The sequence below is a fragment of the Methylobacterium dankookense genome, assembly GCF_902141855.1.
Lineage (GTDB): Bacteria > Pseudomonadota > Alphaproteobacteria > Rhizobiales > Beijerinckiaceae > Methylobacterium > Methylobacterium dankookense.
Window position 1 is genome coordinate 54,636 of sequence record NZ_CABFVH010000026.1, and the last position, 12,545, is coordinate 67,180.

Genomic DNA, 12,545 nt, shown 5'->3' on the forward strand with positions numbered 1-12,545 from the left:
ATGGCCATTCGCTCGCGTAGGCGTATTGCTCGGGCGTCCCGCGGCTCGGTGAGCCAGGCGAAGTTCCGCCACGCCGCTGTGCTGACTTTTGGGGCTCCGAACAGGGATACAGGTCGTCGAAGCTCGCAGATCGGCTGGCTTGGATACAAAATTCGACGCCTCATCTGCAAATCGAGGCCGAATTATCTGACGCTCTGTCGGGTGTTAACGATTTGTTAACCATTCGTCCTGAGGTTGCCGATGTGCGTGGAGGAATTTTGCCATGCCGAATCAGAGCTGTCGTGCAGTCGAAGGAATACGATCCTCTTCGGACGATGGGCAATCGACGTATCGCGTCTATAGATTGTCGCGCTGCGATCGAATCGTGGCTGCGGAAGTCTTGGACGTCATCACCGATGCGGAGGCCGTTGATGCCGTCCGGTCCATGGTCGGCGCCTTCGTCCTCGAATTGTGGGAGCGGGCGCGCTTCCTCGGCCGCTTCGAGCCCGTGCTTCCGTCGCCGCCGCGTTAGAGCCGTTCCCGATCGCGTTGCAATCAGGAACGGCTCCAACGCATTGTTTTGACGCGTTCTCCTGCACCGAACGAACTGGTGTCCCCTTCGGTGGAATGCGCTCCAGGAGCCGCGTGAACGCCCTGTGATCGTCTGGCTCAGGGGCGTCGACGTTCCGTGCCTTCCGGTCCGGGCTCGCATCCCGCTCGGCGGGCCGCGCCTTTGCGGCCTGTGGCGTTTGCCCTCTCTGAAGGGCAAATAGAAAGTCTCGCGGCTTACGCAGCGGATGATGGTGGCTGGTCGCCTGAAGCGAGCCGCCATCGGAAGTGACACGCCGCCACGCATGGCGCTAAACGCCGCGAGCAGCTTGAGCGCTCCCCGCCGACATGGATGCCGGGTCGGTGCGAAGGAGCGCGTGAGATCAATGATCCGGGGGCGTGGCCTGATCCTGCGCGATCGGGCTTGGGCTCCGGGTGCAATCCGCGGGAGAGAGCGGTGGTGTCGCGTATCGATGAATTGAAGGGTGATCCCGCGTTCCGCGAGGCCGTGCATGCCGTGCGCGGCGCGGCGAGTATTCTGAGCGGACGCGCCGTGACCCATGAGGAGGCTGAGCTTCTGGTGAGCTTCGCGCTCGCGGCCTATGCGAATGCCGGTGGCCTGTCCGAGCCGAGCCTGAGCCGTCTCGCGCGGTTCTCCAACAAGCTGCCTCCCGAAGAGAGCTTCGAGAGCCTGTTGAAGCACTGATACCGCGTCCGGTTGATCAGCCCGGACGCGGTATCGGCCAAGCCCGCGCGGCGCTTGAGCGAAGGCGACATCCGCCATCCCGAAGGGATCACCCGGATGGCGTATGAGGAGCCGCTCCCGTCGAAAGGCAGGGGACAGCCGCTCGCTTCAATCCGCGGCCTCACCGCACCGGTGTCGGCCGCCTTCGATCAGGCGCAGCGTCATCCGTTCGATGCGCGCACGCCTCCGCTCCAGACTATGCGATGACGATCCGTGGGGCCGGTATTCGGCTGCATCGGATGCCGGTGCGGGTCTGTCCGAATAGGTCTGCCGTATCGCGGCAGACGTGCCTTTGCCTGGAATCCCGTGCGCGTTGAAAATCGAGAGGCGCGACTTCACGATTCCAGCGAGGGCTGGGCTGAGCGTGGTTCGGCCGGCGAGTGCCGTCAGGTGATCCTGCGACCGCAGCTGCGCGATCGCCTCGAGATCCTCCTCGGAGATCAGCGGCGAGCGTTTCAGGAGCGGCCCGGCCACCTCGACCTCCAGGTCGTAGGCGAGGTGCGTCACCGTCCGGACCGGGCCGCTCTCCACGGAAGCCAGGATCGCGGCGAGTTGCGCGCGCACGCTGAGCCGCTCCGTGCGCGCCAGGATGAGGAGCGCGCCGTCGCAGATCCGGGCCTCCATCGTGCTGAGTGAGCGCCCGAAATTGCTGCTGAGGAAATGACCGGAGAAGGCCAGCGCGGCGGCCTCGCTGGTGTTGGCGGCGATGCGGGCGACCAGCAATTCGGCGGCGCTCAGTTCCTCCGGATCCAGCGTCATGAGAGCCTCCACGCGTGCCGCCGGGGAGGCGGCGCGGGGGCAGCCTCACCCTTCTTTCGAGGGTCGCGTTACCGCATAAATAACCTAAACGAGCCTTTACGGGATGCGGCGAAGTTTAATGATAGGCAAGATCTTTGCAAGATTGCAGAAAGAAAAACTCGATATGAATGCTTAGGATCGGATGGATGTCATGAATGTTGTTTTGTGCTTGGGCGCGATTTGTAGAGCGATCGGTTGGGTGTTTTGAAAAAATCTTTGACACATCCTTCCCGCGCATCCCGCGCGCTTTGCAGGTCTCCATCCGCGGGGTGATGGCGCGAGCACCGGCGCCGCGGCGCTCCCGTGCGGTCGATCTCGCAGGTGCGGGAGCGCACATGTTGCAGTGAACCATGCCGGAGCCGGTTCCGTTGACCGGATGCATTCGGCCAGACCGGGGCGACCAAGACCGCCAGAGCACGATCTTTCTCGGCCACCTTCGACCGGATGGTTTCCTCAAGACAGGTTTCGACACAGGAGATCATCATGACCACCCGTTCCACCCGCACCCTCGCCGCGGCCCTCGTCGCCGCCGTCGTCGCGACTCCGGCCTTCGCGCAGGGCATCGATTCCCGGCACAGCCCGTATCCGGCCTCGGCCTATCCCGGCTTCGTGGCGGCGGGCCATGGGCCGGCGAAGGCCGGCCGCGCCACGGCCCCGGCCTACCGCTTCTCCGGCCAGCATGCCGGCGGCCCGGCCGACCTCATGATCCGCAACTGAGGGTTTGAAAGCCCGGACGTCCGGGTTCCGGACTCTACCGGCGTCGCTCAGCCGCGCCGGTAGAGTCCGGTGAAGCTCACGTTCATCCCGCCGCAGGCGCTGTTGCTCTCCACAAGAAGGAAGGGCGGCAGCAGGCGCATTCTGATGCTGCAGGCCGTGTAGTCGTCCGGGCTGTAGCGCGGCACCACGCCCTTCTCGCCGTCCGTGAAGGCGAGCGCCGCACCCTCGGGCTTCGCGTCCACCGCGAACGAGCCCATGTTCACCGCTCCCCGCTTCACCCGGTCCGGGTCGAGGGCGCCGTAGGTGGCGTCGCCCGCAAGCGCCAGGCCTGCGCCCTTCCGGCTGATGCGGATGCGATGCTCCGGGCCGCCGCTCCAGGCGCCGGCCCAGTCGTCGGGGCCCGGCGCGGCGGCCGGCGGCATCTCCGTGAGCGCCGCGCGCGGCAGCCAGCCGGAGCGGGTCGCGCCCTTGGCGCCGACATAGGTGGCGCAGACGAAATCGCCCCGCGCCGGACCGACGAGGACAGCGTTGCCGGCGACGAGATAGGCCTTCTCCCGGCAGGCGGCGGCCGTGCCGGGGCAGCCCGCGGCCGCGCTCGCCGACTTCACGAAGGGCACGCGCTCCGGCCCGGCCACCGTGGCGAGCGCCACCGGCTTGTCGAGATCGACCGCGTCGAAGCAGTCGCCTTCGCCCGCCCGGGCGGCCGCGGAGAGGAGCAGGGCGGCGAGTGCCGCGCCGGCGCGAAGGGGCGTCATCGTGCAGGATCCTCGGTGGCCGGCAGCGCCGCGATCAGGTCGCGCAGCGTGGTGATGGTCGAGGCGTCGGCGACGCCGTCGACCCGTGCGGGGCGGAAATGGCGCTGGAAGGCCCGCACCACGGCTTCCGTGCGCGCGTCGAAGCTGCCGGTCACGGGCACCTCGTAGCCGTAGAGCGCGAGCATGGCCTGGAGCGCCTCCACCGGCTGGCCGGCATCGCCACGGGCGAAGAAGCGTCCGTCGCGGATCGGGACCGGGGGCACGACATGGCCGACGCCCTCCGCCGCGAGCCGCGCCCAGGGAAAGGTCTCGCCGGGATCGTCCTTGCGCTCGGGCGCGATATCGGAATGGCCGAGCACGCGCGCGGCCGGGATGCTCCAGCGCCCGACGATGTCCCGCGCCAGCGCGATCACCGCCGCGATCTGCGCCTCGGGATAGGGGGCGAGCGCGCCCTCCGCGTGGCCGGGATGGACGATCTCGATGCCGAGCGAGCGCGAGTTTACGTCGCGCCAGCCCTTCCAGGCGCTCGCGCCCGCGTGCCAGGCGCGCCGGCTCTCGGGCACCATCTGCACGATGCGCCCATCCTCCAGCACGACGTAATGGGCGGAGACCTCGGCGGTGGCGTCGCCGAGCCGCCCGATCGCCGCGGCGGCGCTCTCCATGCCGGTATAGTGCAGGATCAGCAGGTCGGGCCGCGGCCCCTTCCGCTCGCCGTGGTTCGGCGAGGGGATGACCTGGGTGGCGAGCGGGCTGTCGGTCCTCACTGCGACGCGCCCTCGGCCTCGATGCGGTCGTAGGCCGCGTTGATGGCGGCGAGCCGCTTGGTGGCGATCGCCACCGCCTCCGGCGGCAGGCCGCGGGCGATGGCCCGGTCCGGATGATTCTCGGAGACGAGCTGGCGGTGGCGCGCCTTCACGGCCGCGGCATCCGTGCCGCGCTCCAGGCCGAGGACGAGGTAGGGGTCGTCGGCGAGCCGGACATGGCGGGCGGCGATGCGGCGGAAGGCCGCCTCGTCGAGGCCGAAGATCTCGGCGACCGCGTTGAGATAGCGCTCCTCGGCCTCGTGGATCGCCCCGTCCGCGGTGGCGATGTGGAACAGGCCGTCGAGCACGTCCTCGAGCAGCGCCGGCTCCTCGCTGAAGGTGGCGGCGAGCTGGCTGGCATAGGCCTCGAAGCCGGCGGTGGTGGTCTTGGCGAGATCGAACAGGCGCTCGACGCCGGCCCGCTCGGCGGGCTCGACCTGCACCACCTTGCCGAAGGCCTCGACCTCGGAGGGCGTCACCACCCCGTCGGACTTCGCCATCTTGGCGGCGAGCGCCACGAGGCCGGTGGTGAAGACCACGTCGCGGGGCGTGCGCCCGAACGGCGCGCCCTCGCGGTCGATCAGGTAGTGGCCGGCCACGCCGCCTGCGAGCGCCCCGAGCGGGCCGCCGATCGCCAGGCCGAGCCCCGCGCCGCCGATCTTGCCCCACAGCCCCGCGCTCATCGCGTCTCGGTCCGGGCTCGGGGGAAGGGGAGGGGCATCGTCGGGTCGCGGGCGCTGGTGGAGGGCCGCGAGGGATAGCCGCTTCGGCCGCGACGAGAAAGGGCCGGAGCCGTCGGGCTCCGGCCCCCGATCATGCGGAAGGCGCAAAGGACGGCCCCGCTTCGGGCCGCCGCCTCCCGATCAGCGGCAGTACACGTCGCCGTAGGCGTCGCGGTAGGTGCCGTAGGGGCAGCGCGGGGCGGTCGAGGCGCCGACGATCGCGCCGCTGGCGCCCCCGATCGCGGCACCCGCCAACGCGCCGCCGGCCCGGCCGGTGGCGAGGCCGCCCACCGCCGCGCCGAGGCCGGCGCCGAGGGCGGCGCCGCCGAGCGCGCGGTCCTGCGGCGTGTTGCAGGCGGCGAGCGACAGGGCCATGGCGCCGGCGAGGGCGGCGCTGACGAGCTTCTTCATGGTTCAGACTCCCTTGTGCGGTCCGGCGTGTCGCCGCCCTGCGGTCCGTTGTGGTGCGGCCCGAGCTTAGCCGTTATGACCGTGGAATGCGCGCCACACGGCCAAGGTTCCGTCAGGGCGGCATCGTGGCGGGATCAAGCCTTCCCTTTTGTCACGCCCGCCCCAACATCCGGGCCTGACCGTTCGAGGACACCATGCAGAGAGCCACCACCCTCGTCCGCAAGCCCGCCGTTCGCGCTGATGCCGTGGTCGACACCGTCGTCCTCGGCCATGCCGCCCGCGCCGCCGGCTCCGGCCATCTCCACGCGGAGGGCGGCCTCGCCTTCGACCTCGCCCTGGCCAAGGCGGCGGTGATCGAGGACGGCGACGCCCTGCGCCTGGAGGACGGACGCCTCGTCGCCGTGCGCGCCGCCGCGGAGGCGCTCCTGGAGGTGCGCGCGGAGAACCCCGCCCGCCTGATGCGCCTCGCCTGGCAGCTCGGCGGCAACCACGTGGAGGCCGAGATCGGCGCGGACGCGCTCTACGTGCCGGACACTCCCGCCAATGCCGAGCTGATCCGCGGCCAGGGCTGCGCGGCGAGCCCGGTCTCGCGCGCCTTCCGCCCCGAGCGCGCGGCGCACGACCACAGCAGCTGCGGGCACGACCACGGTCACGGGCATGATCACGATCACGATCATGCGCACGGCCATGATCATGCCCACGATCACGCGCATGGGCATGATGATCACGGCCATCGTCACGAGCACGGGCATGAGCATCATGCCGGGCACGTGCACGGCCCCGGCTGCCGCCACGACCACTGAAGGACCGCGCCCGCCCCGATGACGCCCGAGGACGTCCGCTTCTCCGTTGCCCCCATGATGGACTGGACGGACCGGCATTGCCGGGCCTTCCATCGCGTCCTCTCGCGCCGCGCCCGGCTCTACAGCGAGATGGTCACCACCGGCGCCGTGCTGCACGGGGACCGTGAGCGGCTGCTCGGTTTCTCGGAGACCGAGCATCCCGTGGCGGTGCAGCTCGGCGGCTCGAATCCCGGCGAGCTCGCGCAGGCCGCGATGATCGCGGAGGGGTTCGGCTACGACGAGGTCAACCTCAATGTCGGCTGCCCGTCCGATCGGGTGCAGGAGGGCCGGTTCGGGGCCTGCCTGATGCGCGAGCCGGCGCTCGTCGCCGAATGCGTCGCGGCGATGAAGGCGGCGGTGCGCGTGCCGGTGACCGTAAAATGCCGCATCGGCGTGGACGAGCAGGATCCGGAGGCGGCCCTCGACGCGATGGCGCAGGCGGTGGTCGCCGCGGGCGTCGACGCCCTGGTGGTGCACGCGCGCAAGGCCTGGCTGCAGGGCCTGTCGCCGAAGGAGAACCGCGACGTGCCGCCGCTCGATTACGGCCGCGTCGCGCGCCTCAAGGCGGCGCATCCGGATCTGCCGATCGCCGTCAACGGCGGCATCGCCACCCTTGAGCAGGCGCAGGCACGGCTTGCCGAGGTCGACGGTGCGATGGTGGGCCGCGCGGCTTATACAGAGCCGGCCCTGCTCCTCGGCGTCGATCCGGAGCTGTTCGGCGAGGCGGCGCCGCACGCGGACGCCTTCGCGGCGGTTGAGGCCTTCGAGCCCTACATCGCCGCGATGCTGGAGCGTGGCGAGCGGCTCCACGCCGTGACCCGGCACATGCTCGGCCTGTTCAACGGGCGCCCGGGCGCGCGAGCCTTTCGGCGCCACCTCTCCACGGCCGGCATGCGGCCCGACGCCGACCTCGGCACCTTGCGCACGGCGGTCGCCTTCGTCTCGCGCGACCGGGCCGAGGCTGCGTGAAGATCCCGGGATTCCCAAGGGACAAGTCCCTTGGGCGGGGTGTCGGGTCGGAGACCCGGCCTGTACCAGGGCGCTGCCCTGGATCCGCGAAAGGGACGATCCCTTTCGAGATCCGGATTCGGAGACTCGCTGTGATCCGCGCCCTGACGATGGCGGCTCTCCTCGCCGCGACCGGAGCCGCCGCCGCGCCGGCCGATCCGTTCCGGCCCTCGCCCGCCGAGGCGGTGCGGCTGGTGCGCGAGCACCGCACGAACGGCTACGTCACCGTCGCACGGACGCTCGCCCAGGCCGGGCGCGAGCGGCGCGACAGCTTCCGGGTCTCCGGTCTCTATCCCGAGCAGCGGCCGGGCGAGAGCTTCACCCGCGTCCGCCTCTGCTACTGGCTGCGCGCGCCGGGCACGCGGGCCCAGCCCCTCTGCGACATCACCTTCATCGTCTCGACCAATCCCGCCCATGTGGAGCCGGCCGAGCGTTTCGAAGGGCTCGGCCGCGACCTGCAGGACGGGCCGCAGGCCTTCCTGCGCGGGCTCGACCGCGAGCTGGCCCTGCAGCGCGATCCGGCCGAGCGCGTACGGCGGACCGTGCTCGACCCGTTCGAGCTTTACGACTGGCGCTGAGGCCGGGCCCACGGACCTGTTCGCAATCGGACGGCTGGGACGCGCAGACAACAGATTGGGACGCGCTGCGAACGCGTGTGGCGGCGGAACCTGTATCCTGAAAGCTGTTTGCTGGCTGTGAGATGCGGGTTCGGGATGACAGGGGTGGGAAACCGTGGCCGGCTGGTCCGGCAGGGTCGGATGCCGGGGCGTCCGGCCTGGCTTCGGCGCCGCGCGCCGCGCGTCGCGCGGGCCATCGAGGCGGCCCGCCGCCGCCGTGCGGACGGCCCGCAGGAGGCGGATCGGCTTCCCAGGACGGGCGCCAACGACAACGCAATCCCCGCGCCCCACGCCGAAGCCGGTGCCGCGGACGAGCGCGCGCCTGGGCAGGGCCCTGAGGCCGGGCGACCGGGCAGGGCTTAAAGCGGTACCGATCCCGTTCAGCGCTCCGGCTCGATGGGCGCGAGCGCGGCCCAGGCCGGGTCGGGCTTCACCACGGCGGTGTCGTGGTCGTCCTGCCAGCCCTCGACGCCTTCCGGGAACCAGTGGACGTTGCTGTAGCCACGCAACGCGAGGCGGCGGCCGGCATTCCAGCTGCCCCAGCATTCCGGCCGGCAGAAGGTCACGATGGCCTTGCTCGTGTCGCCGCCCGTCAGCTCCTCGACGCGGCGGAAGAACAGGGCCTCGCGCTCGGGCGCCAGGGGGGCGACGCCCGCGCCCGGCATCCAGACGGCGCCGGGGATTGAGCGATGGGTCGGCAGCCAGGGCCGGTCGGCCGGAAAGTTCGCCGGCTTGCGGTCGGCCACCACCACGTCGAGGAGCACGGGCTTGTCCGGCATCATCGCCGCGAGCCGCTTCCCGTCGATCACCGTCGCGCCTTCGAGCGTCGCCGGCGTGTAGCCCCGCTGCGGTCCGGTCCAGAGCCCATCGGGCTCCGGCACGTTGACGGGGGAATCGGCGGGCGTGGCCGCCGCCAGCGCGACCAGCGCCAGGGCGCCGGCCGCCATTCTCGCCAAAACGCGCATGCGGCTCAGTTGCTCGCCGTCGGCGCGGTGAAGCTGTGCTCCCAGCGCCCGCCCTGGTTGTCGGTGGCGGTGACCTTGATCGGCCCCTTGCCCTCGGGGAGGAAGGCGAAGTTGATCACCGGGTTCGAGGCGATGGAGATGTCGCCGTCCATCACGAAGACGTTCTTCGTCCCGTAATCGACCGTGAGCTTGTTGATGTAGCGCGCGGGCGTGTAGTCGCGCGTCAGCTGGTTCATCTGCATGCCGGAGAAGTTCGGGTGGCGGATCATCAGCGTCGCCTCGACCGGCTTGCCGGGCTGGGCCTCGCCCGCGAACTTCATCCGCATGTCGCCCATGCCCTTCATCGCCTCCTCGTCGCTCATCCCCATGGGCGCCGAGCAGCCGCCAGAGGCCTTCACGAACTTGGTCGCCTCGAACAGGCCGCCATCCTTGGTCTCGGCCACGGCGTGGACGTTGGTGTAGTTGTTCACGCGCACGCGCAGCTTCAGCTCACCCGGATCGGCCGCGGGGCCGAAGCTGAAATGGGCGGCGTAGGGCGACGGGTTGTCGTCGATGACGAGGTGGACCGCCTTGATCTTGTCCTTCTCGGGCATGGTCAGGGTGATGGGCACGAGCGCCGCGTCCTCCGCGCGCTTCGGGGCTTCGACCTTCACCAGCGTCTCGGTCGGCTGGATCGCGCGGTCCTTGAAGATCGAGGTCGCGATCTCCTTCCAGCGGGCGTCGCGCTCGGAATCCGAGTCGGAGGCGCCCGCGGCTTGCGCCGCGCCGCCGACGAGCGAGGCGGCGAGGGAGAGCCCGAGAGCGAGAGCGGCGTATGTCATGGCTTCCTCCTGCTGTGGATTATGTAGGTTGCGGGTCGGCTATTCCCACTCGAGTTCCTTGTAGGCGACGGTAACGTTGCGGGCGTTGTAGTCGTCGAACAGATCCCACTTGCCGCGCTCGGATTGCGCCACCGTTCGCACCGCCTTCTCGATCGAGACGTCCGCGGCGATCGCCTTGCGGGTCTCGTCGCGCAGCGTGCCGAGATAGCGGTCGATCTCGGCGAGCGCCGGGGCGAGCGCGACGCGCACCGGCCCATGCCCGGGCACGGCCTGCGTCGCGCCCGTGCCCTTCAGGCGCTCGATCTCCTTGAGCCAACCGTTCAGGCTGCCGTCGAGGGAGGGGATGCGGCCGACCGAGAGCAGGTCGCCGGTGAACAGCAGCCCGCTCGCCGAATCGATCATCGAGAGGTCACAGGGCGTGTGCGCCGTGGCATGCGCGGTGAAGCGGAGCCTGCGGTCGCCGAGGTCGATCTCGGCTCCATCCTTCACGCCTTGCGTCGGGTAGACCACGGTGCCGGTCTTCTCGGGCCCCAGCACGTCCTCCAGGCGCTTGCGGTAATATTCGCCCCGCGCCTCCAGCGCCTCGCGTAAGGCATGGTGGCCGATATAGTTCGGCTTGTCCGCGCTGAACGCCGCGGCGCCGAAGCAATGGTCCGGGTGGACGTGGCTCATCACCACGTGGCGGACCGGCTTGTCGGTGCGCTTGCGGATCTCCGCGCGCAGCCATTGCCCGTCGGCGAGGCTACCGCCCGATTCCGTGACGAGCACGCCGTCGCGGCCGATGATGAAGCCGATATTGGCGATGGCGTCGTTGTTCTCGGCGGTAGCCTCGGCATTCGGCCCGCGCCTCTGGAAGATGCCGGGGCCGACCTCCTCCATCGCGAAGGATTCGGCGCGCAGCGTGCGCGGCAGGCAGCACAAGCAGAATCCGCCGAATCCCGCGAAGACGGCTTGCCGGCGCGTCATGGAGCTGCAGGCTCCATCATTGCGCGATGCGGCGTCGGGCGCCCGCATGCGTCACCTCCCGTTCGTTGCCAACCATTTAGTAGGTAGATTTTTCGGGCGTCAAGTGCGATAGGGAGATTCAGGTCGCGGCAGGCGGACACGACCGCGCGACCGATCGCGGGGCGATGGAGAGCGATGCGGGATACCCGGGCCGAATTGCTGATGCAGGCCGAGACGCTTGTGCGGGCCTCCGGCTATGCCGGCTTCAGCTATGCCGATCTCGCGGCGGCGGTCGGCATCCGCAAGGCGAGCATCCACCACCACTTCCCGACCAAGACCGACCTCGCGCTCGCGCTGGTCGCGGCCTATGCCGAGCGCTACGACGCGGCGCTCGCCGCGATCGAGGCCGGGCATCCGGAGGCGCCCGCCCGCATCGAGGCCTATGGCCGGCTCTATCTCGGCGGGGTGGAGCAGGGGCTCGGCTGCCTCTGCGCGGTGCTCGCCATCGAGGGTGAGGCGCTCCCCGAGCAGCTGCGCGCCGACATCGCCCGCTTCTTCGAGCGCCACATCGCCTGGCTCGAAGGGGTGCTGCGCGAAGGCTTGGTGCGCGGGGCGCTGCGGCCCGGCATCGACCCGAAGGCGCAGGCCCGGCTCGTCGTCGCGACGCTGGAGGGGGCGCTGCTGATGGAGCGGCTGCTCGGCGGGCCGGAGGCCTTCGCGGGGACGCTCGGCGCCCTCGTCGCGAGCCTCGTCCCCGCTCAGGCCTCGGCGGCGACGTAGCGCGCGTAGCCCTGCTCGCGCAGGCGGCAGGCGGGGCAGGTGCCGCAGCCATAGCCCCAGTCGTGGCGTGTGCCGCGCTCGCCGACATAGCAGGTGTGGCTCTCCTCCACGACGAGATCCACGAGCCCCGGGCCGCCGAGATCCTCGGCGAGCTTCCAGGTCTGCGCCTTGTCGAGCCACATCAGTGGCGTGTGCAGCACGAAGCGGCGGTCCATGCCGAGGTTCAGGGCCACCTGCATCGCCTTGATCGTGTCGTCGCGGCAATCGGGATAGCCGGAGAAGTCGGTCTCGCACATGCCGCCGACGATGTGGCGCAGGCCCCGCCGGTAGGCGAGCGCCGCCGCGAAGGTGAGGAAGACGAGGTTGCGGCCCGGCACGAAGGTGTTGGGCAGCCCCGAGGCCGCATAGCCGATCTCCGCCTCGCGGGTCAGCGCCGTGTCGGAGACCTGGCCGAGCGCGTCGAGGGCGAGCGTGTGGTCGGGCCCGAGGCGACGCCCCCAGGCGGGCACGAGCTTCGCGAGGCCCGCGCGCAGGCGTCCGCGCGCCTCCAGCTCGATGCGGTGGCGCTGGCCGTAATCGAAGCCCAGCGTCTCGACGCGGGCATAGCGGTCGAGCGCCCAGGCGAGGCAGGTGGCCGAATCCTGCCCGCCCGAGAACAGGACCAGCGCGCAATCCTCGCCGACCTCACTCACCCGCATACTCCGCCCAGGACATCGGGGTCTCGTAGACCCGCACCAACGCGAGGCCGGGCAGCCCCGCCTTGGCCCGATGCCAGATCCAGGCCGCGATGTTCTCGGCGGTCGGATTCTCCAGCCCCTCGATGTCGTTGAGGGTGTGGTGGTCGAGGCGCTCCAGCAGCGGTCGGAAGATGTCCTCGACGTCGTAGAAGTCGATGACCCAGCCGCTATGCGGGTCGATGGCGCCCGCCACGGTCAGCTCGACCCGGTAGGAATGCCCGTGCATGCGGTGGCAGCGATGCGTCTCGGGCACGTTCGGCAGCCGGTGGGCCGCCTCGAAGGTGAAGGCCTGGGTGATCTTCATGGCTTTGTTCTTGAGGTCAGCGATGTCGGCGATGCCCGGCATCCGGA

17 protein-coding genes are annotated in these 12,545 nt (G+C 70.3%); 7 read left to right on the forward strand and 10 right to left on the reverse strand.

What is annotated here, in order from left to right:
* Positions 1-364 precede the first annotated feature (364 nt).
* On the forward strand, positions 365-511 hold the full coding sequence (locus MTDSW087_RS18355; RefSeq protein ID WP_238178932.1) for a hypothetical protein: 147 nt from the start codon (positions 365-367) through the stop codon (positions 509-511).
* 477 nt (positions 512-988) lie between these two features.
* Positions 989-1,234 carry a hypothetical protein gene (locus MTDSW087_RS18360; RefSeq protein ID WP_144766379.1) on the forward strand — a complete coding sequence of 82 codons (246 nt, stop codon included), beginning with the start codon at positions 989-991 and terminating at the stop codon, positions 1,232-1,234.
* 147 nt (positions 1,235-1,381) lie between these two features.
* On the opposite strand, the gene MTDSW087_RS18365 is transcribed toward MTDSW087_RS18360, so the two are convergent.
* Positions 1,382-2,032, reverse strand: a complete 651-nt coding sequence (locus MTDSW087_RS18365; RefSeq protein WP_144766344.1) for a DUF2336 domain-containing protein — start codon at positions 2,030-2,032, stop codon at positions 1,382-1,384.
* A 522-nt stretch (positions 2,033-2,554) separates the two neighbouring features.
* Between MTDSW087_RS18365 and MTDSW087_RS18370 the strand changes: the two genes are divergently transcribed.
* Positions 2,555-2,788 carry a hypothetical protein gene (locus MTDSW087_RS18370; RefSeq protein ID WP_144766345.1) on the forward strand — a complete coding sequence of 78 codons (234 nt, stop codon included), beginning with the start codon at positions 2,555-2,557 and terminating at the stop codon, positions 2,786-2,788.
* Positions 2,789-2,835: 47 nt separating this feature from the next.
* On the opposite strand, the gene MTDSW087_RS18375 is transcribed toward MTDSW087_RS18370, so the two are convergent.
* From MTDSW087_RS18375 to MTDSW087_RS18390, 4 genes are all read right to left on the reverse strand, one after another.
* Positions 2,836-3,543 (reverse strand): hypothetical protein, encoded by a 708-nt coding sequence (locus MTDSW087_RS18375; protein WP_144766346.1) that lies wholly within the window; start codon positions 3,541-3,543, stop codon positions 2,836-2,838.
* Entirely contained in the window at positions 3,540-4,307 is a 768-nt protein-coding gene (locus tag MTDSW087_RS18380; RefSeq protein WP_144766347.1) for an N-acetylmuramoyl-L-alanine amidase, read from the reverse strand. The genes MTDSW087_RS18375 and MTDSW087_RS18380 overlap by 4 nt, the downstream gene beginning before the upstream one ends.
* Positions 4,304-5,029 (reverse strand): J domain-containing protein, encoded by a 726-nt coding sequence (locus MTDSW087_RS18385; protein WP_144766348.1) that lies wholly within the window; start codon positions 5,027-5,029, stop codon positions 4,304-4,306. Before MTDSW087_RS18385 ends, MTDSW087_RS18380 begins: the two co-directional genes overlap by 4 nt.
* A 180-nt stretch (positions 5,030-5,209) precedes the next feature.
* A complete protein-coding gene (locus MTDSW087_RS18390) occupies positions 5,210-5,479 on the reverse strand; it encodes a hypothetical protein (protein WP_144766349.1) in 270 nt (89 codons plus the stop codon).
* A 194-nt stretch (positions 5,480-5,673) separates the two neighbouring features.
* Between MTDSW087_RS18390 and MTDSW087_RS18395 the strand changes: the two genes are divergently transcribed.
* The 3 genes from MTDSW087_RS18395 to MTDSW087_RS18405 all read left to right on the forward strand — a co-directional run bounded on the left by MTDSW087_RS18395 (position 5,674) and on the right by MTDSW087_RS18405 (position 7,907).
* A complete protein-coding gene (locus tag MTDSW087_RS18395) occupies positions 5,674-6,282 on the forward strand; it encodes an urease accessory protein UreE (protein WP_144766350.1) in 609 nt (202 codons plus the stop codon).
* Positions 6,283-6,300: 18 nt separating this feature from the next.
* A complete protein-coding gene (gene dusA, locus MTDSW087_RS18400) occupies positions 6,301-7,290 on the forward strand; it encodes a tRNA dihydrouridine(20/20a) synthase DusA (protein ID WP_144766351.1) in 990 nt (329 codons plus the stop codon).
* Positions 7,291-7,421: 131 nt separating this feature from the next.
* Positions 7,422-7,907, forward strand: a complete 486-nt coding sequence (locus MTDSW087_RS18405) for a hypothetical protein (protein WP_238179740.1) — start codon at positions 7,422-7,424, stop codon at positions 7,905-7,907.
* Between the two features lie 419 nt (positions 7,908-8,326).
* Here the strand turns inward: MTDSW087_RS18405 and MTDSW087_RS18410 are convergent, their stop codons facing one another.
* Genes MTDSW087_RS18410 through MTDSW087_RS18420 form a run of 3 tightly spaced genes read right to left on the reverse strand, consistent with a single transcriptional unit; the run spans position 8,327 to position 10,698 of the window.
* A complete protein-coding gene (locus MTDSW087_RS18410) occupies positions 8,327-8,911 on the reverse strand; it encodes a rhodanese-like domain-containing protein (protein ID WP_144766352.1) in 585 nt (194 codons plus the stop codon).
* A gap of 5 nt (positions 8,912-8,916) precedes the next feature.
* On the reverse strand, positions 8,917-9,732 hold the full coding sequence (locus MTDSW087_RS18415) for a quinoprotein dehydrogenase-associated SoxYZ-like carrier (RefSeq protein ID WP_144766353.1): 816 nt from the start codon (positions 9,730-9,732) through the stop codon (positions 8,917-8,919).
* A 39-nt stretch (positions 9,733-9,771) separates the two neighbouring features.
* Entirely contained in the window at positions 9,772-10,698 is a 927-nt protein-coding gene (locus MTDSW087_RS18420) for a quinoprotein relay system zinc metallohydrolase 2 (RefSeq protein ID WP_238179738.1), read from the reverse strand.
* A 174-nt stretch (positions 10,699-10,872) separates the two neighbouring features.
* Here MTDSW087_RS18420 and MTDSW087_RS18425 point away from each other — a divergent pair, with 174 nt between their 5' ends.
* Positions 10,873-11,457: a TetR/AcrR family transcriptional regulator gene (locus tag MTDSW087_RS18425; RefSeq protein WP_144766355.1), complete on the forward strand. Its 585-nt coding sequence runs from the start codon at positions 10,873-10,875 to the stop codon at positions 11,455-11,457.
* On the opposite strand, the gene queC is transcribed toward MTDSW087_RS18425, so the two are convergent.
* Positions 11,436-12,149, reverse strand: a complete 714-nt coding sequence (gene queC, locus MTDSW087_RS18430; RefSeq protein WP_238179736.1) for a 7-cyano-7-deazaguanine synthase QueC — start codon at positions 12,147-12,149, stop codon at positions 11,436-11,438. The genes MTDSW087_RS18425 and queC overlap by 22 nt on opposite strands.
* Positions 12,142-12,498 (reverse strand): 6-carboxytetrahydropterin synthase QueD, encoded by a 357-nt coding sequence (gene queD / locus MTDSW087_RS18435; protein ID WP_144766357.1) that lies wholly within the window; start codon positions 12,496-12,498, stop codon positions 12,142-12,144. The genes queC and queD overlap by 8 nt, the downstream gene beginning before the upstream one ends.
* Positions 12,499-12,545: the final 47 nt, after the last annotated feature.

Bases quoted from the DNA above. Each gene is read 5' to 3' on its own strand.
- MTDSW087_RS18415 (WP_144766353.1), bottom strand. From the start codon at position 9,732: ATGACATACGCCGCTCTCGCTCTCGGGCTCTCCCTCGCCGCCTCGCTC.
- MTDSW087_RS18425 (WP_144766355.1), top strand. From the start codon at position 10,873: ATGCGGGATACCCGGGCCGAATTGCTGATGCAGGCCGAGACGCTTGTG.
- MTDSW087_RS18385 (WP_144766348.1), bottom strand. From the start codon at position 5,029: ATGAGCGCGGGGCTGTGGGGCAAGATCGGCGGCGCGGGGCTCGGCCTG.
- MTDSW087_RS18420 (WP_238179738.1), bottom strand. From the start codon at position 10,698: ATGACGCGCCGGCAAGCCGTCTTCGCGGGATTCGGCGGATTCTGCTTG.
- MTDSW087_RS18365 (WP_144766344.1), bottom strand. From the start codon at position 2,032: ATGACGCTGGATCCGGAGGAACTGAGCGCCGCCGAATTGCTGGTCGCC.
- MTDSW087_RS18395 (WP_144766350.1), top strand. From the start codon at position 5,674: ATGCAGAGAGCCACCACCCTCGTCCGCAAGCCCGCCGTTCGCGCTGAT.
- MTDSW087_RS18370 (WP_144766345.1), top strand. From the start codon at position 2,555: ATGACCACCCGTTCCACCCGCACCCTCGCCGCGGCCCTCGTCGCCGCC.
- dusA (WP_144766351.1), top strand. From the start codon at position 6,301: ATGACGCCCGAGGACGTCCGCTTCTCCGTTGCCCCCATGATGGACTGG.
- MTDSW087_RS18410 (WP_144766352.1), bottom strand. From the start codon at position 8,911: ATGCGCGTTTTGGCGAGAATGGCGGCCGGCGCCCTGGCGCTGGTCGCG.
- MTDSW087_RS18390 (WP_144766349.1), bottom strand. From the start codon at position 5,479: ATGAAGAAGCTCGTCAGCGCCGCCCTCGCCGGCGCCATGGCCCTGTCG.
- MTDSW087_RS18375 (WP_144766346.1), bottom strand. From the start codon at position 3,543: ATGACGCCCCTTCGCGCCGGCGCGGCACTCGCCGCCCTGCTCCTCTCC.
- queD (WP_144766357.1), bottom strand. From the start codon at position 12,498: ATGAAGATCACCCAGGCCTTCACCTTCGAGGCGGCCCACCGGCTGCCG.